The organism is Chlorogloeopsis fritschii PCC 6912, assembly GCF_000317285.1.
Classification (GTDB): domain Bacteria; phylum Cyanobacteriota; class Cyanobacteriia; order Cyanobacteriales; family Nostocaceae; genus Chlorogloeopsis; species Chlorogloeopsis fritschii.
Genome location: NZ_AJLN01000100.1, coordinates 143071 through 163751, shown reverse-complemented (window position 1 = coordinate 163751; position 20681 = coordinate 143071). Strand labels below are relative to the sequence as shown.

At 36.2% G+C, this 20681-nt stretch carries 18 protein-coding genes; 2 read left to right on the top strand and 16 right to left on the bottom strand.

Going from position 1 to position 20681, the window contains the following annotated elements:
- Positions 1-73: 73 nt before the first annotated feature.
- Positions 74-769, bottom strand: a complete 696-nt coding sequence (locus UYC_RS0120120; protein WP_016875513.1) for a PD-(D/E)XK nuclease family protein — start codon at positions 767-769, stop codon at positions 74-76.
- 131 nt (positions 770-900) lie between these two features.
- On the opposite strand from UYC_RS0120120, the gene UYC_RS0120115 reads away from it, so the two are divergent.
- Both UYC_RS0120115 and UYC_RS0120110 read left to right on the top strand, forming a co-directional pair.
- Positions 901-1785, top strand: a complete 885-nt coding sequence (locus UYC_RS0120115; protein WP_235082973.1) for a fasciclin domain-containing protein — start codon at positions 901-903, stop codon at positions 1783-1785.
- A 489-nt stretch (positions 1786-2274) separates the two neighbouring features.
- Entirely contained in the window at positions 2275-2679 is a 405-nt protein-coding gene (locus UYC_RS0120110) for a hypothetical protein (protein ID WP_016875515.1), read from the top strand.
- Between the two features lie 358 nt (positions 2680-3037).
- On the opposite strand, the gene UYC_RS0120100 is transcribed toward UYC_RS0120110, so the two are convergent.
- From UYC_RS0120100 to UYC_RS0120025, 15 genes are all read right to left on the bottom strand, one after another.
- Positions 3038-4465, bottom strand: a complete 1428-nt coding sequence (locus tag UYC_RS0120100; RefSeq protein WP_016875517.1) for a sugar transferase — start codon at positions 4463-4465, stop codon at positions 3038-3040.
- A 355-nt stretch (positions 4466-4820) separates the two neighbouring features.
- Entirely contained in the window at positions 4821-5966 is a 1146-nt protein-coding gene (locus UYC_RS0120095; protein ID WP_016875518.1) for an endo-1,4-beta-xylanase, read from the bottom strand.
- A gap of 93 nt (positions 5967-6059) precedes the next feature.
- Positions 6060-6719, bottom strand: a complete 660-nt coding sequence (locus tag UYC_RS0120090) for a WecB/TagA/CpsF family glycosyltransferase (RefSeq protein WP_235082974.1) — start codon at positions 6717-6719, stop codon at positions 6060-6062.
- A gap of 309 nt (positions 6720-7028) precedes the next feature.
- On the bottom strand, positions 7029-7871 hold the full coding sequence (locus tag UYC_RS0120080) for a glycosyltransferase family 2 protein (RefSeq protein ID WP_016875521.1): 843 nt from the start codon (positions 7869-7871) through the stop codon (positions 7029-7031).
- Positions 7872-7968: 97 nt separating this feature from the next.
- Positions 7969-9123, bottom strand: a complete 1155-nt coding sequence (locus tag UYC_RS0120075) for a glycosyltransferase (protein ID WP_016875522.1) — start codon at positions 9121-9123, stop codon at positions 7969-7971.
- Positions 9124-9227: 104 nt separating this feature from the next.
- A complete protein-coding gene (locus UYC_RS0120070; protein WP_016875523.1) occupies positions 9228-9896 on the bottom strand; it encodes a class I SAM-dependent methyltransferase in 669 nt (222 codons plus the stop codon).
- A 58-nt stretch (positions 9897-9954) separates the two neighbouring features.
- On the bottom strand, positions 9955-11160 hold the full coding sequence (locus UYC_RS0120065; protein WP_016875524.1) for a glycosyltransferase family 4 protein: 1206 nt from the start codon (positions 11158-11160) through the stop codon (positions 9955-9957).
- A 210-nt stretch (positions 11161-11370) separates the two neighbouring features.
- Positions 11371-12369 carry a glycosyltransferase family protein gene (locus UYC_RS0120060; protein WP_016875525.1) on the bottom strand — a complete coding sequence of 333 codons (999 nt, stop codon included), beginning with the start codon at positions 12367-12369 and terminating at the stop codon, positions 11371-11373.
- A 47-nt stretch (positions 12370-12416) separates the two neighbouring features.
- The gene (locus UYC_RS0120055; protein WP_016875526.1) at positions 12417-13433 is read right to left on the bottom strand and encodes a glycosyltransferase family 2 protein; all 1017 of its coding nucleotides are present in this window, start codon (positions 13431-13433) and stop codon (positions 12417-12419) included.
- A gap of 14 nt (positions 13434-13447) precedes the next feature.
- The gene (locus tag UYC_RS0120050; protein ID WP_016875527.1) at positions 13448-14719 is read right to left on the bottom strand and encodes an O-antigen ligase family protein; all 1272 of its coding nucleotides are present in this window, start codon (positions 14717-14719) and stop codon (positions 13448-13450) included.
- Positions 14720-14747: 28 nt separating this feature from the next.
- Positions 14748-16004, bottom strand: a complete 1257-nt coding sequence (locus tag UYC_RS0120045; RefSeq protein WP_016875528.1) for a glycosyltransferase family 4 protein — start codon at positions 16002-16004, stop codon at positions 14748-14750.
- 2 nt (positions 16005-16006) lie between these two features.
- Positions 16007-16915: a hypothetical protein gene (locus UYC_RS0120040; protein ID WP_016875529.1), complete on the bottom strand. Its 909-nt coding sequence runs from the start codon at positions 16913-16915 to the stop codon at positions 16007-16009.
- A 36-nt stretch (positions 16916-16951) separates the two neighbouring features.
- A complete protein-coding gene (locus UYC_RS0120035) occupies positions 16952-17851 on the bottom strand; it encodes a glycosyltransferase family 2 protein (protein ID WP_016875530.1) in 900 nt (299 codons plus the stop codon).
- Between the two features lie 120 nt (positions 17852-17971).
- Positions 17972-19072, bottom strand: coding sequence for a polysaccharide pyruvyl transferase family protein (locus UYC_RS0120030; RefSeq protein WP_016875531.1), 1101 nt, complete (start codon positions 19070-19072; stop codon positions 17972-17974).
- An 83-nt stretch (positions 19073-19155) separates the two neighbouring features.
- A complete protein-coding gene (locus UYC_RS0120025) occupies positions 19156-20649 on the bottom strand; it encodes an oligosaccharide flippase family protein (RefSeq protein ID WP_016875532.1) in 1494 nt (497 codons plus the stop codon).
- Positions 20650-20681: the final 32 nt, after the last annotated feature.

Below are 20681 nucleotides of genomic sequence, written 5' to 3'. Positions count from 1 at the left end.
CTAACTTTCCTCAAAACCTTATTTTTAGATTTGGAACAGTGCCCACCTTACGATTGAAATTTTTGATTTTTTATTACCAACCCCGATACTGTCTTCTTTGCCAATACTCAGCAACTCTTTGTTCCCACTTCTGCCAAAAAGAATTCATAGTTTGTGGTTCAAACCAAAATACCTCTGCCTCTATTTCTGGTATTGCGATAACTAATAAGGCATGATTCAAATCAATACCATAATCTCGATAATATTCATTCACTGCGCCCAAGTAGGCAGTTAATTGCAGTGGATATTCATATAAACGCTCTACTGCACCCTTAGGTTTATCTGCTGTTTTCCACTCGCAAATACAGGGAACACCTTTGTAACTAGCGACACAATCAACTTTTCCCGAATAGCTCAAATCATAGTGAAAAACAGAACCCTCAACAAGTCTAACAGCATCTATTTTTTCTAAAACAGGTTTGATACTCTCCCAATAAGGATGACTAGCTTCAGAACAAATAGGATTTTCACCAAGTAAGTAGCGTTCAATTTGCTTGTGAGTTTGTGTTCCCCGACGACTAGCAGTTGTGGAAATACGAGTAGCTTCTTCGGTACCAATACGCGCTTTCCAATTTGATAATCTGTCACGATCTACTTGTGGTTTAGTGGCGTTAAGTATTGTGGTAACGCTAGGAAAGCGATTTCCTTTGTCATCCATGTAATATTGTTGACCATTATCCCGTAATGGTTTGCCATGATTTCGGGGTAATAACTGAGTATCAAATTGCATTGGCTAGATTATCTTGGCAAGACAATAACTTTTTTATATGTCCAAATATCTACCTCTTAGATAAGAGGGAAATTTTACAAAACTTAAATAAGCTAAAAAATAAATCAAAATTTGCCCGCAAACATTTTGTCATGAACACTAACTACCTTAATAAGATAACTAGAAAAGTGGCTGTGATTGCTAGCATTGTTGGTGTAAGTGCCTTAGTTGGCACTCCAGTCATAGCTCAATCTAACCAAACGCCCGACAATACAACAGAATCTCCAACAGAACCTGCAACCACACCAGCTACTACCCCAACCCCAGAAGCTACACCTACTCCTGGTGCTGCTACCACAGGTAACTTGGTAGAAGTTGCACAATCAAGCGGTTCCTTTAGCACCCTAACACAAGCTGTACAAGAAGCAGGACTAGCAGAAAAGCTATCTAGTGGAGAATACACTCTTTTTGCACCTACAGATCAAGCCTTTAGTGCCTCTTTACCTACAGGTGCAGTGGAATTTCTACTCCAGCCAGAAAATAAGGATCTGTTACGCCAAGTCCTCACCTATCATGTTGTACCCCGTGAAGTGACTTCTGACCAGTTAAAAACTGGAACTGTAAAAACCCTTGGTGGTGGTTTAGCAGTTCGTGTTACTCCTCAACGAGTAATTATAAATGACGCCAGTGTCGTCGAACCGAATATAGAGGCTAGTAATGGAGTAATCCACGCAGTCAATCGCGTACTACTTCCTCCACAGTTGCGCCAAACGATCGCCTCTCGATTAGAACAGCAGCCAACTCAAACAGTACCTGGGCAAACAACTCCAGACACTCAGACTACTCCAGCAGTACCTGGGCAAACAACTCCAGACACTCAGACTACTCCCGACACTCAAACCACCCCAGCAGTACCTGGGCAAACAACTCCAGACACTCAGACTACTCCCGACACTCAAACCACTCCAGCAGTACCTGGGCAAACAACTCCCGACACTCAAACTACTCCAGAAGCTCCGCAGAATCAAGCACCCTAGTAAAAATCTGGGCAGTTTGAGAAGATATTTTCTCGTGTATGAGACTAGTCATGTCATTCTGAGCAGTTTGGCTAATAGCCGAGAGTCATCAGTAGGCAATAGGGTATGTTACGGCTATGCAAGAATTCAAGAGTTTAGGAGGGTGAGATTTAGCCGTAAGGCACCTAAATTAATAGGTTACTCAGATGCTTGCCTGCAATATTTTTTGCTCAGTATGGCATTTCTTTTCTAACTACAACTTAGTCTAATTTATGAACATCATTAGTCATTTGTCCTTTCTCCTTCGTTTTACAAATGACACAATGTGTAAATTGCATGACCTAACAACTGATTGTTTTTAGTCAGAGAATCAATACTTAATTAAGATACGTATGTAAAAAGACTTTTTTCAGATAGAACTGTATTAAAATTAAGCTAAAGAGAAGTTGAAAATCTAACCGTAGTAAATACAACTGCATTATAAATATATATAGAGTTTGGATAATCAAAATGAACGCCAAAACTTTTGCTGCTTTGGTTATAGTGGCGGCTATTTCTGGCTTAAGTAGTAGGGTTCAAGCTCAGTCACCGTCAGTTCCAATCTCCAATACAAGACAATATACTTTATCTGGTGATTCCCTAACCGGAATCAATAATAGAACAGCCAACGAAGACTTTGTAAATTTTTTTCTTCAAGAAAAAAATGTTATCAACCAAACTGGTAGCAATGTTAGAGAAAATACAGGTGATGTAGTAGATCCCTACTTAGGTGTATGGCAAATCAGCGATAAAGTTCAATTGCAAAGGGTTGATGAACCATTATCACCGACAAATACTTCACCAGTGATTCTTCAACCCGCTCAATCTATTAACGGCAATGACGGATTACAAGTACAACTGGGTATAAACGAATAATTGAAATACACAAGAGAGCTAGTCTCTTTTGAGATGAAGTGCGCTATTGGCTATAAGACTAATTTTTCTGAGGCGATCGGGCAAAGTCAACTAAAGATTTTGTGAGAGGTGAGCGCAATGATGGGAATACTCTGGTTATCACTTTTTTGCTTTCTTTGGATTATTGGTTTAGCGCTTTTAGCAGAACTTTTCTTTTATGAAGAAGAGCAACTATTTTAACAAAGATAATAGCTGAAATAATCCCCACCTACAAGCTGGCGGGGATTTTAATTCTCTACTTGCGTCAAAAAAGCAGTTAATTAATTGACTAATGACCAATAATAACCTTAACCAGTTAACTTTATTTGTACCACCCTACTTAGTAGGCACCTGTTTTTTGCACAACAACCTTCACGGTTTTCAGCAAAATTGTTAGATCGAGCCAGAGTGACCAATTCTCAATATAGGTAATATCTAGTTTGACAGCATCTTCAAAATTATCAATATTAGAACGTCCAGAAACTTGCCATAAACCAGTGATTCCCGGAAGAACTTCTTGTCTGACAAAGTGATGGCTAGTAAACTTTTCTACATCTCGGCGAGGAAGAGGGCGCGGGCCAACAAGACTCATTTCCCCTAGAAAAACGTTAAATAATTGTGGTAATTCATCTAAACTGTAAAGGCGCAAAAATTTGCCAATTTGAGTGACACGAGGGTCATCTTTCATCTTAAATAGAACACCATCCTTAATTTCATTCTTTGCTTCTAAAGATGCTTGCAATTTCTCTGCATTTGCAACCATAGTACGAAATTTCCAAATCTTAAACTTTCTACCATGTAAACCAATTCTTTCTTGTCTAAAGAAAATCGGGCCAGGAGAATCGAGCTTGATTAATAGAGCAATTAATAAATAAATTGGAGATAGTAGTAATAGCAAAACAATAGAACAACAAAGGTCAAAACACCGTTTTACCAAAAAATCAGTACCAATAATAAATGGTGCTGAAATTGTCATACAAGGAACTCCACCAATTACCAACAGTGTGGATTTTGGATGGCAATGTTCACTTTTTGTTGGCAGTATGCGCAAGGTAATACCAGCTGTATAGAAATGCCAGCAAAGATAAAGACGATTTTTGATTGCGTTCCAAGAAACAAACGCCTCTACAATACCCTGTCGGCGAAGATATTCAAAAGTCTTATCTCGGTTACGTAAATCTAGACAACTAGAATCGGCAATTCCTTGTACAGTGTAGCAATTCTCTTGTTCTATAATTTTAATGTGGTTCTCCTTTTCTGCTGAATCAGTAATCAAAAATACGGAATGACGCATTACTCCTTTTCTACGCAAATGCTTAGTGACAACGTCAAATATATAGCGTTGTACACATAAAAAGATGACAGACAAAAACCAAAAAATTATAAAACTTGAACGAGAAATGTAGTAATTTGATTCGTAAAGGAAAGCAATGAGTAATAGAAAAATTTGCGAGGTTGATATTGCTTTGAATAAACTTGAATAATTACGCCGATTAATTCCTCCTTTATATAAACCTTTAACAGCGATGATTCCTATTTGTAAAACAATAGTTAGTACTAATAACGATTCTTTTTTCGCCCAAGGATCATCTAAGTCTTCACCATAGAAAATAGCTAGATTCCATGCTAAAACCAGACAAGTAATATCTAAGAAGACAAGTGATATTACCCTGAAAAATCTGATAATTATTCCTTTTTGGACTCTTGTACCCTGGGCGGATCTTAAATCCGGTTTTAAACTGACAACGGGCATAGATTTAACAGTCATAATCTTCGATGCTCCTGATATTCATGTTTATGTAGATTAATTCACATGAGATTAGAGTGAATACTTGCTTAAAAAAAATGACAAATAATTCCCTCTTCTAAACTCATTTTTTAAAGGAATTAAAATTTATTTATTAATAAAATATAAAGTAAACTTATTGATAGGAATTAAAAACGTCAACGGGTGCGTTTCTTCATATCTTGTTTGTAGGGTGGGCACTGCGTAGTATTCCTCAAATTCTTATTTTTACGTTGTGGAAAGTGCCCACCTTACGGTAATTGAGATCTGCTCCCAATTTAAACATCAATGACTTTTAAAGTAAGTTCTCATGACTCAAATAGCAACCTAACTACATTTAGCGTTTAGGGGCTTGCTCAAAAGCTCTCGCCATGGCATTCCATGCTAGCTTGCGTTGAAAATATGAGTCATATAGTAAAGGACGTCTACTATTTCTTGAAAGCCAAGTGTAGCGATCGCTTAATCCCCAAGTTAATACTGCAATTACTGCTTTTTCATCCAATACCACTGAAAGATAGTCTTCATAAGCAGCGGCGACAATGCGATCGCTCTCCATAACATCGGCAGGTAATCCTTCATCTTGTACATCCAATTCGGTAATTAGAATTTTTAAGCCAAGACTAGCAACATCTTTGAGAAAACCTCTCATTTTCTCAGCATTGAAACGAGTTTCTCTGGCTTTTAAATGAGCTTGAATACCAAGAGCGTGTATGGGAGTTTTGTTCGACTTTAAACGTTCTAGCAACTTTAATACAGCTGCTCTTTGAGCATTACCAACAGGAGTATCATAGTCTAGCCAGCGATCGTTATACACGAGCATTGCCTTCGGATCTGCTTTTGCCGCCGTGCGAAAAGCAAGCTCAATATAATCCTCACCAAGAAATTCCAACCAAGGTGAGCGACTTAAACCATCTGAGCGCTTGCTGCGTGAAACAGCGATTGCTTCATTGACAACATCCCAGGAATGAACAACTCCAGCGTAATGCTTGGCAACTTTCGTAATATGTTCTACTAAAAATCGCTCTGCATTTTTATGATTAACCTTTTTCTTAAACCATTTAGGCAATCCCAACTCCCACACTAAAGGAGTTCCCCGAAATAACATACCGTGAGTGCGAGCAAACTTTACTAACCAATCACCTTTGCTAAAGTCAAAGGTATGGGGATTGGAGCGAATAGTACGCCACTTCAGATCGTTTTCTGCCACCAACATCCCGCAGTCTTTAGTAAAAGTATTTGCAAATAGGGTGTTTAAGAGTATGTGCTTATCAGCTGCGGCTCCAAAAATTAACCCTTTAGCAGCAGCACGCTCTTTTAAAGAAGCTTGCCCAACTACTGTAAAGTCTCTTTTCGGATGATAGCGTACTGGAGTTTGCCTGCCTCGATTGATTGCTTCTGTTGTTGTCACAGTTGTCATGCCTAGCAAACCAGCTAAACCCAGTTTGATAGCGTGCCGCCTAGCGATTATTGGGTGATTAAACATTTTCAATCAGTACTTCACTTAGCAAAACTGCATAGCCAAATCAGTTGTATTACAAAAAAACAATTATTGGTTTTAATATTAATTACAGACATTCTAAGTTCTCCAAAACTTTGACATTTTGGAGTAATTTTTCCAAGAACTTGCTATCAATGCTCGAAAGACACGATAGAAAAACAACGGATTACCAATAAGATAGCGCTGCCATAAACGTTGGGGTTCTATAACTAATCTAGTTAACCACTCAAAACCGCGATCAGTCATCCAACGCGGGCCTCTGTATACAGCATCTGTATAATAATCAAGACAGGCTCCTAGAGGCAAAAAAACTTTTGCATTTATTCGAGTTAAATTGTCAAGAATCCAACGTTCTTGCAATGGCATACCAAAACCAACATACAAAATATCTGGTCGAAATTTATTAATTTCATTAATAATCGCCTCATTCTCGTCACCGATTTTTTCAAAATAACCGTGATGTCCTTTAACTTTTAAATTTGGTGCGATCGCTTTGAGTTTGGCGATCGCTTTGTCTACTGTACCTGGCTTACCCGCAAGAAGAAACAAGGATATATTTTCCTGTTCACAAGCTAGTGCCAAATTTTCGATATAATCTGGACAAGTCATGCGGTTGTCTGATTTAATACAATATCCACAAAGTTTTGCTCCCCATAAAACACCAAAACCATCACAAAATACTAAATCTGATTCATTAATAAATTTTCTATACCAAGGCAATTCATATGCAAAATTCATGGCTCGAATATTCACGTTGCCCACAACAGTTTTTTTTTTAATTTTGCCGCCTTGATAATATAGTCTATGAGTTGATAGACTTTTAGCTTGTGAAATCTAATCCCCAATAATGCAACTTCGTCAAATTCTTGTTTACTACTTATTAAACTCATAATTTTTTAATTAGTCACTACTATATACTCTTTTACTGAGTGACTGCTATTTATGCCTTCATGTTGGATTTTGTTAGATCCCCGACTTCTTTAAGAAGCTGGGGATCTATGTTTTTACTTTATTTTTGTTGAACTACTTAGTATTTTTAATAAATTTTTACCATACACCAAACTGATCGGATGGCAATCCTGCGATCGCTTTTCTAAATTTATCTTTTATTCTTCTAGCTATTGGTGGTTTAATAAATTGCTTAGGTAAAAAGGTTAATAATTCTTTTGCAATCCAAACTAAGTAAAATCGTTGCCGTTTAATAATTAAATCTTTTGCCGTTTGCTTCGCAAAGCCAGAGCCTACTCTCCAACTTTCACTAATTTCTTTGAATTTATTCCAGGGTTCTCCAGTAAAACCGTTGAGTGAATAAGAAGCTAGAGGTGTTTCAACATAATGGAAATCAAACCCGTGTATATAAGCTCGAAAAATGAAGTCATAGTCAGCTGCTATAGAATAGCTTAAATCAAATAATCCTATTTTTTCATAAACCGTCTTTCTCACAAAGCAACTAGGATGATTTAGAGTAAATTTGAATATTAAATTATTTAAAACACCTGGAATAAAAGTATTTAAATATTCTCCATTGTAATAGTTATGCAAAGGAGAATAAATAATATCAATTTTTGGTTCTTGCAGAAAAATATTTTCTATATTTTGTAAAGCTTTGTCATTATACCAATCATCAGCATTAATAATACCAATAATATCTCCACTGGCACAAGATATACCTTTATTCATAGCATCATAAATACCATTATCTTTCTCAGAAATCAAAATATTAATATTATCTGCATAACGTTGAATTATCTCTAAAGTTCCATCATTAGAGCCTCCATCAATAATGATATATTCTAACTCTGACTTTATTTCTTGTTGAATAACGCTGAGTATAGTTTTTTCAATTGAACTAACTGCATTATATACAGGAGTAATAATAGAGATTTTCATATTTTTGTTCGGAGCCTCCAGTTCTTCCGGTGCGGACAAGTTAGTTATTCACACCATAAGATTTATATTTATGCACTAAATTAGTCCAGTCACACAACTACGTACTTGAAATTGCAATAGCAACATCATTGAGGAATTTTTCATGCCTGCCACTGTACCAATTTATAGCTTCATCGCAAGTTGTTGACATGAATTTTGAATTTACTGCTGAAATTATCAGATTGGCAAACTCCTGTGGCGTTTCAGCAACTTTAACCGTTGATGGTGGATGAGTAATTCCTCGTAAAGCAATTGGAGTTGCGACTATTAGAGAACCAGAAGCGATCGCATCCAAAGTTTTGATTTGTATGCCGCCTCCACTCAATGTCGGAATAGCAACTACCTTTGCTTGAGCCATGAACTCTTGAGCATCAGGTACAACTCCACAATAATGAATATTTGGATATTTACCATTGAGCCAATCAGCATCTTTACCAGCTATATAAATTGAAAAGTTAACTGGTAAAACAGGATAAACATTTTTGATAAACCATTTAAGCCCTTCTATATTGGGCTTCCATGTCCAACTACCTAAGATACCAATATCAAAGCGCTTCTCAACCGTTTTATCTCGTAATTTTCTGAAACTAGGCGCTATCCCAAACGTCATAATTCTATTTACATTACCAAGGCGAGAAAAAGATTTATTATCATGGTCTGTTAAAGTCCAAATTTGCTGGCATAGACTTGTTAATCTTGCTTCTTGTAATTTTATTAATCTAGCTTCTCGCTTGTAAAGCAATTTTGATATCAAGTTACTAACTCTTTGAAATTGCTCTTCATACATCTCATGTTCAACATTCTGTGTTAGAAGAATAATTTGACTTTTATCTTGGATATAAGCCTCAATCCAACCAATCTGAGCGTGTTCAATAATTATGCTGTCATAATTTTCATTCAAGAGAAGTTTATTAACTAAATTAATATATGCGTGAGAATAATATTTAGCTGATGAATATGGCAAACCTTTCCAAAAGCTAAGAGCCAACCAAAGCAAAGCGTAAAACTTTGACTTTTTTGTTTCTGTATATCGTTCATCAACTATAAATGTTTCTTGGGGATTGTGTTCAAATTTATCGCCTTTACGAAGATAACCAACAACTGTAACCTGATGACCTAGACTCTTGAGGGCATCAATAAAACACTGGGAAGCAATTTCACCACCATTACAGTGTTTGCTAAGAATAATAGTTGTTAAAAATAGAATTTTCATAGGTTAATAAATTAACATATCTAATTTTATACCTCAGAACTTATTTTCTATTTGACTTAAGTTGATTAAAAAAAATGTGGAGAGCGAACTGACAACAGTAAGATTTACCAACCACCGTAAACTATAAAAGATTTAGTAAAGTACCAAAATTTTTCTTGGTAAAGGTTTCCTTCAGGAAAGAGACTCATCAATTTTTGCTTACTCAATAATTTAATTGAAGTCACTGAACTTAGAGCTTTTTGCTTGTCAGGAGTCTTTTTCCTCCAACCTAAATTAAAGTGAGTTAATAACCATACTCTAAGTACTACAGGAAGAAATTGAAAGAATGGAAAAACAAAATGAGGCTCAATGGGAAAGTAAAGATTCGGTGTTTGAATAAAGTATTTTTTACCTACTCGCTTTACTTCATTAGCCATCTGAAGCTGATCGTTATAGTCTCCGACATGCTCAATTACAGAATTAGAAAAAACTATGTCAAATTCTAAATCTTTAAACTGATACATATTTCGGGCATCACCCACAACACATTTAAACTTTGGATGATTGATTTGCTCTATATTTAGTAGAGTAATTTCTAACTCTAAACCCTCTTGATTCAAAAGTCCTGTATTTTCCCAAAAGCTAGGTCTACCTCCAACATCGAGAATTTTTAAAGGAGTTCTTGTTGATTTAATTAGAGAGTTGAACAAAGCAAAACGCTTTCTCCTTAAATCGTTTGCTAATGAATCAGATCTACGATGGTCGTAAATTTTTTCTATAACTTGACTGAGCATATGCCGTTTTAACCTCGATTAAATTACCTCATTAGTCAAAAATATTCTTTGCTAAAACCTACAAAAATTGCAGAACTTCAGCATAAGCCTCCAACAATGTAGGAGCTTGATGTCGCCATTCAAGTATGTCTTCCATCCTGTGTCGTCCTTCAGTCCCCATTTTTTCTCTCAGTTGAGGAGAATCAAGAAGTTCAATGATTTTATGGGCGAACTCTATCTCATCATTGGGTTTGGCATACAAAGATGCTCCCTCTGCAGAACGTCTTCCCTCTCGCAGATCAAATTGAACAATAGGTTTTCCTAGTGCCATATACTCTAGGATTTTGTTCATAGTGCAGTTTTCGTTATAAGCAGATTTTGGAGATGGTTCCACACAAACATCGCAGCTAGATAACCGTTCTAACAGTTCCTTCCCGGTTTTAAATCCTGTAAATTCTACAAACTCAGTCACTTCTAACTTCTTAGATAGGGCTTTGAGCTTTTCAGCAGCAGGCCCGCTCCCAATTAGCATGAAGTGAATATCTTTGCGTTTCTTTTCTGTGACTAGATAACGTACCATTCTCAACAGATAGTCAATTCCCTCTGGTTCCCCCATCACTCCCATATAACCAACCAAGTATTTTTTACCTTGGCGGTAGCTAGGGTTTGGAGATATGAAGTGAAAGCGTGAAAGGTCAGGCGCACTTCTAACTACAAAAACTTGCTTTGGGTTTTTACCTCCCCTAGTCAAAGCTATCTTTCGGTGTGACTCGTTCGTTGCGATCGCTAAATCTGCCGTGGCATAAGTCAAACGTTCAGCCAAGCGTAGACCGTAGTAGAAAACATCTCGGCGATTGTATTTTGCTATATACATTTCCGGGCTGAGATCGTGGTGATCGAAGATGACTTTTACACCATGAAAAATTTTGTACCATCCTGCGACCAAAAAGAGTAAGTCTGGAGGATTGCAAATATGAATCACATCAAAGCCCTGTTCTTGCCAGACTCGTTGCGCTAGGCGAAACTGCCAAGAAACAGCCCAACTATATTCTCGAAGATACCCTTTTACAGAACTCTCTTCTGGGGGAAGAGGATGGCGATAGATATGAATTCCTTCGATTTCTTCGTAATCCTTTTCAAAGCCATTTCCTTTAGGAGAAATAGTAGAGACTTGGTATCCTGCTTTTTGTAGAGTAGTGGCTTCCATCCATACCCGTCGGTCAAAAGGAACGGGAAGATTTTCAACAACGATTAGTACCTTATCCACTCTATTTAGAGAAGTCATAGCAATCTAAGTTCTCAATTCAATTAGGTATACTGACAACTTGCACCTAATAATTAAAATCACGGCGACACAAGCAAACCCTGCTTACTAGGCTGCAAAAACCTTGATTTTATTTAGTCCGCGCAGGCGGACTTAAGTTTATATAGTCACGACTTCCAGTCGTTTGGGCTTGGTGCTGAATTACTGGGACAGATTATTGATTGTCTCGAATTAAATAAGTAAAGTGTTTGAGGAGAAACTATATTCTAGCTTGGCTGCTTGAAGCAACCACTTCTCGTTTCGTTCCGACATTAATTCATGAACTTCTTTTGTTAATTCATCTTTTCTGATTAAGGCTTCTCTACAACCTTGAGCAATCGATTTTGAGCTAAAAGCATCTACATAAATGGCTCCTTTATAAAAAAGTTTTTTGAGGAGATTAGTATTAGCAATAACCATTGGCTTTCCAGCTCCTACAGCTTCATTAGCAACACTAAGCTGAATACCATCTAATTTTGTTAAACCCAAAACTATATCTGCATCACACAACAATTTATCGAATTCTGATTTTGGGAGGAAGCCAGGTAATTTTACATTGGGGGGTATGTTATTCAAGTCGTGAATACCTTTTGCTCTAGTTGCTTTTCCAGTTAAAACAAAAGTAATATCTGGGGCGAAACGAGCTGCACCCAAAATCGCTTCAATAGGTTCGTCGGCGTTAAAAGAGCAGGGACATAAAACCCAAGGATGGGGAAATAATTCTTGATTTTGTATGCTCCCATTTTCCACTAATGCTGGTGGATCTTCCAAAACATATAAATGTTTGTAATTGATACCATTTGCTACAGCTAATTCTTGGAGAGAGTCATTATGTATAATTACCAAGTTACATTTATTAAGAAGAGTTACTGTTCCAGGAATATTAATCCAAGGACAGCGAAAAGTAGCATTATGACAGTCTGCAATAATTCTAACTTTGCGATTAAATAAAATCTTATACAAGTGAGCTATATGAAGTAGGAGAGTAGGAGGTAATTGAATCCAGATTGTTTGAGGCTGCTGGAGCAAAAATAACAGTAGTGTTTTCCATGCCTTGAATATATACTCAAGTGGTCTAAAAAAGCGGTTTTTGAAAGCAAATGATAAAAATCTCAGTTCATAATCAAAGTAATTCCTCATCGAAATGGAACGACGTTGAAAAGGAACCCATGCGATAAATAACTGCTTCATTTTTTTCTGCTCAAAAAGATGCTTATTGTCTGAATTAATGCATATGATTAAACCCAACGCTTCCATCTCATAGCCCAGACTTTATCAAGTCCATAAAATGGAGCTAGCAGAAATGTCATTACAATCCATATCGGGCCAATAACGTATAACCATACTTTACTTGGATGACGAGCCAGAAATTGTTCTAGAGGGTAACGTAATCTTCTGTGCCAAAAGGTTAAAGGTATCCACTCTTGCGTGTAAGTTTTATAGATACGCTCCAATTCAAGGGTAACTTTGTAGCCGCCTGTACTAGTTTTATTTTGACCATCTTGGATAGATACACTCAGCACATCGTCAATGCATTTCCAGCGGACTCCTTGTGATAGAAAATAGTTCCAAAGTTCAGTATCCATTGCATATTGATAACTTTCGTCTATGGGTTTAAGTCTATTGAGCAAACTGCGTCGATAAAAGCAGCTTGGTTGGGCAATTGGATTGCAAGCAGACATCAAAACAATTTGTTTGAATGTAGGAGCTTTAATATATGTCTGTTTATTCTGTGTATTTTGAATTATGGTTCTTTTCCCTAACCTCAAAAGTCGTCCAAACAAAGTCAGCCAAAAGTTAATTTTCTCATTTGGTAGAGCATGATTTTCAGTTGTAAACGCAATTTTGCCACAGCCAACTAAAACATCAATATTAGATGACTCTGCAAAGTATTTTCCAACTGTGTGTAAAGCTCCAGGTACAAGCAAATCATCACTACATAGCCAATTAACAACTTCTCCAGAACACTTAGCAAAACCTTTGTTAATTGCGTTAGACTGACCATTGTCTTTTTCGCTAACCCACCAATTAATATATGGCTCAAATTGCTTTATTACTTCAACGCTGTTATCTGTCGAGCCACCATCAACCACGATAATTTCAAGTTTTGGATAATTTTGCTCGATCAGGCTTTGTAGAGTTGCGCCGATAGTTGCACCTCCATTGTAATTTGGCACAACAATAGAAATAATTGGAAGTTTTATTGACTGCTCGACTTCTAGTAAGCTATTTTTACTAAAGTTTGTTTTTTGCATTTCTATTAAGTATTCTATAATGAAGAATTAGCTAAATTCTGAGAAGAATTCATCTGTAATTGATGGTTGTTTTTAATTCTCTTTAGCCACACAGCAGATGACAGAGATATCGATACATACATTATCCATATTGTGCCTCTTGAAAGAATTCCACCACTATCACTAAAATTATATAAAAGCATTATTATTAAAGTTTGAAACATCCAAAAACTTTCTAATGTGGCTGTTGCCATCCATATATAAATTACCCTAAATAAGGTGTTGAAAAAGTTTAATAAATATATGGACAAACCTAAAAAGCCTAATTGCAGAAATATCTCTATATAGCCATTGTGAGAGTTGAATTTCTGAAACTCATGGATTGATAAATGATTTCCTGCCCATGTGGTACGTTGGATAACAATAGACTGATTAGAACCCCAAAATCCTGAAATGCCATAACCAAGCCAAGGTCGCTTTAAAGCCTGCTCAATGCATAACATCCATATTGGTGTTCTTCCGTTCAATTCAGTATCTTTACCCAAAACATTAACTAATATAGTTTTCTCATTGGTTAAGATTAGTAATGATATGATCGTGCTGATTGCAAGTGCGCTGAAAAGAAGAATTGCCCGTGACTTATACTGCTGCTTTACAAATTTATGGAGAGGGAGTAAATAAAGTGCAGTAACAAATATTACATAACCCCCTTTACTTAAGCTTAGAAAAACAAGAGCTGTTGCAATAGCAAGCCCAATCCAAGCTATCCAGCGTAACTTGCTCTTATTAAAGCCAGCGAACATAAAAAGCATAGCTGACAAAACCATATGAACGGCTAAATGGTTTTTATAAGGGAATATACCTCTCCATGCACCATTACTGTATATTCCGTAACTAGGGAGAGCTAGAGAAAATATCAAACTGCAAAGAGTTGTGATACCAAATACCCAAGTCAATAACCTTATCTGCTCCTTAATGTTGTAGCGTGTTGCCAAGTACATTCCAAACAAGATTGTGCGTAACATGGCTTTAAACGTGATTGAGGTTAATTCTGGAAAAGCCGACCATAAACCTGAGATTGCAACCATACCGAATAATAATAATAGAGGTATATCTCTGGTTGCTACATAAACAAATTTTTTCCAGCGTAAAACAATCAGAAATGCAACTATTGCATAGCTGAAAACATCAAAAAATTTGGCTATTAATTCAGGAAAAAAACGAGGACTAACGAAATAAAAAAGTAGTAAGCCAGTGAGCCATATTTCTAAATAAGTTACCAAACGCTGAAATGATTTATTGTTCATGTTTTACTCTAGCTTTTGGTTGATATTTTTAGCGAGTAACTTTTTTTAGAACATCGGTATAAAGAGATAAGTAACGATTAGCTTGTATTTCTGTAGTGAATTCTTGTTCTACTTTTTCACGGGCACGATGTGACAACTTTTGATACCGCTCTTGATTTTCAAGCACCCAGGTTATTCCTTGAGCTAAATCTTCAATTTTAAAAGGTTGGGCTAGGTAGCCATTTTGTTGATGTTCAACAATATCTTTTAATCCAGTTGTATTGAAGGCAACGACTGGTTTACCACAAGCCAGAGATTCAGAAGCAGTTTGCCCAAAAGATTCTTGAATTGAGGGAATAACCATGACATCTGCTGCTGAATAGACAAGTGCTAATGAAATATCGTCGTGTAAATGCCCTAGATAATGAGTTCTAAAACCAAAATCAACGGGATTTGTAGGTTGAGAAGCCCCAAAAACAACTAATTCTAGATGCTCTCGCCACTCCGTTTTACTCAATTCTTGTAGTGCTGTTTGCAACAGATGAAATCCTTTTCTTTTGTCACTAGTGGCTTTTAATGCTCCAAATAGAATGAGTTGCTTATCTTGAGGTAAGTGAAGTAATTCTCGTGCTAATTGTTTATTAATTGGTTTGTATTTTTCTGTATCAAGTCCATTGGGAATTAGCTCGATTCGTGATTCCTTGAATAGAGGGCTAGAGCTAATAGATTGAGCCATCCAGGAACTGAGGGCAACTATGGTGAAATTGACATTCTTCCATGCTTTGGCTTTGCGCTGCCATATCCAATGAGACAAATCCCAATTTTTATTACTGCCAAGTTGAGGACAGGCACCGCAGGATAAAGTGTAGCGATCGCATTCTCCACTGTAGTGACAACCTCCGGTAAACGCCCACATATCATGAAGTGTCCAAACCAAAGGGCGCTTCAGCTTAGTAACTGTCTCAATCTGCATAAACGCTCCATTAGTCCAGTGCATATTGATAACATTCGGAGCAATTTGAGTAACATTAGAAACTACTTTATCCGGTAGCCATTGAGGAGAAAAAGTACTTCCAATTCGTTTGTGATAAAACTTGAGTGGTAAAGCATCTATTGACTGTTTTGCTCGCGCTATGCCTTGAGATAATTTAATTGTTGGCGCAATTACCATTTTGTCATCGCTGTATTTTTCCTGCACCAGTAACTGTGATTTTACACCAATGTTTTCTAAACCTTTGTGCAAGCGGTAGGTAGCACGAGCTGCACCACCATTAATGTCAGATATATTAATATGTAGAACATTCATAATTAGCCTACATTTATCATCTGCTTAACTTTCTTTTTTAAAGATACGATTAGAGGTTTACTGTACAAAGTACGTTGTGTAAAAATATCTGCTTGGCGATTCTGGAGTAAGAAAGGAGGATGTTTGAGAGGAAAACTCATTTCCTCTGCTGGTATGTTGGCAAACTTACTTTTTTTGCTTAAAGTATGAGTTCCTTCTTGATCAAAACCAACATTTGAAACTAAATTAAGATTAGAAATTATGCAAAGACTACTTTGCAACCAGCAAGCGAGTGTCCACCTTAATGCCCAACTATCTATTTTTCCTTCATATGTAGATTGTAAAATGTTATGCCAATAGTTAACTGCTTCAGTACTTTGTAAGATATCTTCTAGAAGATTTTTCTCTTTTACCTCAGACCATAGTTGCATTTGAAAATCAAAGTACTGCCAAGCTCTTTTCCATGTTGCCCAACCCCAGCAGTGATTATAGCGTGAAAAGTAGTAACTATAATTAGTTCGTTCACGCCCAAATTGCACATTCTGTCCAGTTATTGAGCCAATTCTAGTATCATGTCTATATTTTTCTAGTAATTCTTCACAGAATGGAAAAAAGCTAGGATGGGGAATACAATCATCTTCTAAAATAATTGCTTCTTCAACGTTGTTAAAAACCCAATCTAGTCCGCTAGATACACGTTTTGCACATCCTAAGTTTATAGAAGAGTAATTCTTTAATACTTGACAATCCCAATCAACTTTCTCAATAATTGCACGAGTAGCTTCGCACTTTTCAGCTTCATCAGGGCGATCGCTACGTGGCCCATCTGCAATCACAAAAAGCTTTGGTGGTTTTGCTTGGCGAATTATTTCAAATACTTTCTCAGTAGTATGTGGCCGCTTGAAAATGATAAAAGCTATAGGAGTATTCATAAGCAAAATTACTTCAAATTTTCAAAAAACTTATCCTTATCTTTTAGAATTAGCACCTAACCTCAGCTGCATATTTTCCCAAGCTTTAACATAATGAATAAATAAAACAACATAGAGAAATTGAACTTTTTTATTGATTCCATTAAGTTTAATATCTGGTAGATATTTAAAAATGAATTCTATAGGTGGTCTTAAATCCCTATAAACTTCTTTAAAATTTTTTAACACACTCTTTTCTGTCTTTAAATCATAAATTCCACCAGCTACTCTTTGAATTTTCTGATGTAATTGAGAGAATGTATATCTAGCAGGGTGCAGAACACAAACATCATCTGCATAAATTTGTTTATAACCTGCACGAAAAACCCGTTGCCCCCACTCCAAATCTCCTCTAGATTTAAGATTGCTATCAAAATAGCCTACTTTTTCCAGTACGCTCTTAAAAGTAAAGAGATTTGCTGTAGCTGCAAACCTAATTTCTTGAACATACTGCTTTTGTGGAAAAGCAACTACACTTTCATACAGTTCTACGAGTGTTAATTTATCTGGATTTCTAAAAAAAAGCTGTATTTTCCCACCGACTAATCCACAGTCTGGTGCTTCAAGTAGTCGTGTCACTCCTTTGTCAATCCAATCTTGGGCTGGAATGCAGTCTGAATCTGTAAAGGCGATAATTTCACCATTAGCAAGAGATATACCTTTATTTCTGGCAGCATATGAACCAGGATTACTTTCATATGCGAGAATAACTTGGCTGAACTGACTAACTATATCCTCAGTATTTTCTTCGGAGGCATTATCGACAACGATAATTTCATAGCAATGCTTTGGATATGTTTGCTTTTCTAAAGCGTCTAAACAAAGTTTTAGTCGCTGAGAATCATTAAAAACTGGAATTATGACAGAGACTAAAGGATTTTGCATTTGTGTAAACATGAATTTACCAGATACACACTAAATCTACTGTAATTACCTCTATTTCTGAGTTCTGGGTTTTGATATCTTCTCTTAGATTAGACAACTTAGTTAGTGTTAAACTTTTTATAATTTTCCAGCTTATACAGATAGAGAAGATTGATTACTTAGAGCTTGAAATAAATAATTTTTGGATACTGCTATGGCTTTTTGTAGTTTATCGTTAAATGTATCTGAGTAAATATTAGAAAATAAATCTTCTTTTCTAAACTCTGCATTTTCTGAATCTGTAAAAATTCGTTTTTCTAAACCCAGATTACTTAGCAAATCTTGAACTTTATGTGCTTTATATGTTTTGGCGAATACAGTAAAAGGTTTTCTAAATATTAGAGAAAATATAGTTCCATGATAAAAGCTTGTGACAACATATTCTGCTTGCGCAAAATAACCCAGCCATTCTTCTGGACTAACTCCTATGAAATTGTAGTGCGCTACTTTGTTGTAATAACCAATAGAGATAGGTATTAAATTTTTAACAGTAGCTACTGATTTAACAAAATTTTCTTGCTTAACTGAAAGTTCGGTACCGTAAATAAGTAAGTACTTTTGCTTGATACTTGGAGTTACTATAATATCATTATATTTAGCAAGAAACGTTGGATCGAGAACTTTTAGAGCTTGGCGATCGCATTCTGAAACTAGACGCAAGCTATTTGAATCCCGAACTGAAATTACATCAAAATCATTAATCAATTTATAGATATCATTTTTTAGTTCCATTAATGATTCAGTATTACCAAAACTTGCTGCGTAGCTCAATTTTAAAGTATTTTGATTAGTAACAAAATCTAGAAAAAATGAGGGATCGAAGCCACGAAAGGAGTTGATATTCCATAATTCATCACTTCCACATATAACAGCGTCATACTGATGATTAAATGTTTTTAGTTCCTTTCTGGAAGAAAATCTATTACTACTTAGTGTCATTTTGGAAGATAAAAATTTTCTCATTTTCCAAAACTTGATTAGATTACCTATAAAGTAGGGATTGAAGGAAAATCTATATTTTGAACGCCAAATGGGGTAAAATTGTTTGGAATAAAATTTAATTGCTACACGCGGACGGTAATCAATCATCTCAACATCATGTCCTTGCTGCCCAAGCGTTTTATATAAAGCATAGGCTTGAAGTGTTGCACCATAGTTGAGGGTATGATGATAAGTCAAAATTCCGATTTTCATATAGCTTTCCTTATTGTAATTAGTGTTGTTTATTTACAAATTTCTTAATATACAAACTCAATTACCTATACAATCAGTCCTATTTACACACCTTTTTTGCTAATATTTTTTTGCTTGTACAAAGCTAATTTTGCTAATTCACTTAACTTTTTAAAGAGTTGATTATCGAGTAAGGCAATAACAGCTATGTAAGTTGCAGCAGCAAGTGGTATGCAAATAGCAAGCGTTATATTTGCGCTGATTGATGCTGCAAACAAGTATTTAAATGTTAAAACAATCGCTACTATAGCTACACAACCACATACTTGTGTTAAATATTGACGGAAATAAATAACCAAATCAAGATTAATTAATTTACGAAGTAAGAGTAATGGGATAGGTGCAAGTAGATAACCGCGAATTACATATGCCATTGCTACAGCTAAAATTCCCCATTTAACTACCAAGAAAAAAGCAATAAAGTTGCTCACACTGTTTATAAAAGTTACCCACAATCTCCAAGATGGCTTACCCATAGCTATCATCAACGAACCATTGAAGAAAAAAATGCAATGAAGAGGGCCAACAAGAGATAAAGCCTGCATCACAGGAATACTTGATTCCCATTTATTTCCAAAAACAACTCTAACTATTTCAGGTGCTAACACAGCTACGCTAATGAAAATAGGAAAAGAGATCAGACTTGATAACTGAGTAGCACTATAAAATGCATTTCTTAATTTCTCTGGCTCTTGCTTTAATCTTGAAAATGTAGGTAATGCAACTTGAGTCAAGATCCGAACCAAAAGCTGTGTCATTACCAATAATATACGGTAGGCGACATTGTAATATCCCAGCGCGATCGCACCAAGAAAATATCCAATTAACAAGTCATCACCATGACGACTAAAAAAGTTGAGAAAATTAAAACCTACAATGTTGATACCAAAGGAAAACATTTCCAGAAAATGCTTTTTAGAAAATCTAAACCCTGGTCTCCAATCGCTTACTCGCCATAAAGTTATAACTGCGACTAACCCAAAACTTAATTGCTGACAGACAAGACTCCATACTCCAAAGCCTCGAAATGCCATCACAGTGCCAACTGTACCACCAGCTAACGTAGCTAATAGCGAACGTATAGCCAAAGCTTTGAAATAAAGTTGGCGTGAGAGAATTGCTGCTTGAACACTATTTAGAGCGCTGAATAAGAAGTTAAAAGATAAACAACGAACAATTAATGTTAGCTGTGGTTGATTGAAGAAGTTAGCTACTATGTCTGCGGATGAAAAGCCAATTATTGTTAGTAATGTGCCGATGCCAAGAATTGTCCAAAAAGCAGTGTCAAGGTGTTCTGATTCTAGTTCATCCCGTTGTACGATCGCCTCACTAAACCCCTGCTCTAGAAAAATCTGCATGAAAGTAACAACAACACCAGCTGTTGCTACCAATCCAAAATCTTGAGGGCTAAGTAGGCGAGCAAGTAGAGAAAAGACAGCAAAGGAAATTACTTGGCTACCCCAGCTCTGAATTGCAGACCAAACTACACCTTTTACTGCCTTTTGTCGCAAATTTGATGATTCTTTAGATGATTGCATGAGAGGAAGTTTTAACTTTCCAAAATCCAAAA

Excerpts from the sequence above, each read along its gene's own strand:
- UYC_RS0120035 (WP_016875530.1), bottom strand. The coding sequence starts at position 17,851 with ATGTTTACACAAATGCAAAATCCTTTAGTCTCTGTCATAATTCCAGTT.
- UYC_RS0120045 (WP_016875528.1), bottom strand. The coding sequence starts at position 16,004 with ATGAATGTTCTACATATTAATATATCTGACATTAATGGTGGTGCAGCT.
- UYC_RS0120070 (WP_016875523.1), bottom strand. The coding sequence starts at position 9,896 with ATGCTCAGTCAAGTTATAGAAAAAATTTACGACCATCGTAGATCTGAT.
- UYC_RS0120095 (WP_016875518.1), bottom strand. The coding sequence starts at position 5,966 with ATGTTTAATCACCCAATAATCGCTAGGCGGCACGCTATCAAACTGGGT.
- UYC_RS0120065 (WP_016875524.1), bottom strand. The coding sequence starts at position 11,160 with ATGACTTCTCTAAATAGAGTGGATAAGGTACTAATCGTTGTTGAAAAT.
- UYC_RS0120025 (WP_016875532.1), bottom strand. The coding sequence starts at position 20,649 with ATGCAATCATCTAAAGAATCATCAAATTTGCGACAAAAGGCAGTAAAA.
- UYC_RS0120115 (WP_235082973.1), top strand. The coding sequence starts at position 901 with ATGAACACTAACTACCTTAATAAGATAACTAGAAAAGTGGCTGTGATT.
- UYC_RS0120090 (WP_235082974.1), bottom strand. The coding sequence starts at position 6,719 with ATGAATTTTGCATATGAATTGCCTTGGTATAGAAAATTTATTAATGAA.
- UYC_RS0120075 (WP_016875522.1), bottom strand. The coding sequence starts at position 9,123 with ATGAAAATTCTATTTTTAACAACTATTATTCTTAGCAAACACTGTAAT.
- UYC_RS0120080 (WP_016875521.1), bottom strand. The coding sequence starts at position 7,871 with ATGAAAATCTCTATTATTACTCCTGTATATAATGCAGTTAGTTCAATT.
- UYC_RS0120050 (WP_016875527.1), bottom strand. The coding sequence starts at position 14,719 with ATGAACAATAAATCATTTCAGCGTTTGGTAACTTATTTAGAAATATGG.
- UYC_RS0120110 (WP_016875515.1), top strand. The coding sequence starts at position 2,275 with ATGAACGCCAAAACTTTTGCTGCTTTGGTTATAGTGGCGGCTATTTCT.
- UYC_RS0120100 (WP_016875517.1), bottom strand. The coding sequence starts at position 4,465 with ATGACTGTTAAATCTATGCCCGTTGTCAGTTTAAAACCGGATTTAAGA.
- UYC_RS0120030 (WP_016875531.1), bottom strand. The coding sequence starts at position 19,072 with ATGAAAATCGGAATTTTGACTTATCATCATACCCTCAACTATGGTGCA.
- UYC_RS0120055 (WP_016875526.1), bottom strand. The coding sequence starts at position 13,433 with ATGCAAAAAACAAACTTTAGTAAAAATAGCTTACTAGAAGTCGAGCAG.
- UYC_RS0120060 (WP_016875525.1), bottom strand. The coding sequence starts at position 12,369 with ATGAAGCAGTTATTTATCGCATGGGTTCCTTTTCAACGTCGTTCCATT.
- UYC_RS0120040 (WP_016875529.1), bottom strand. The coding sequence starts at position 16,915 with ATGAATACTCCTATAGCTTTTATCATTTTCAAGCGGCCACATACTACT.
- UYC_RS0120120 (WP_016875513.1), bottom strand. The coding sequence starts at position 769 with ATGCAATTTGATACTCAGTTATTACCCCGAAATCATGGCAAACCATTA.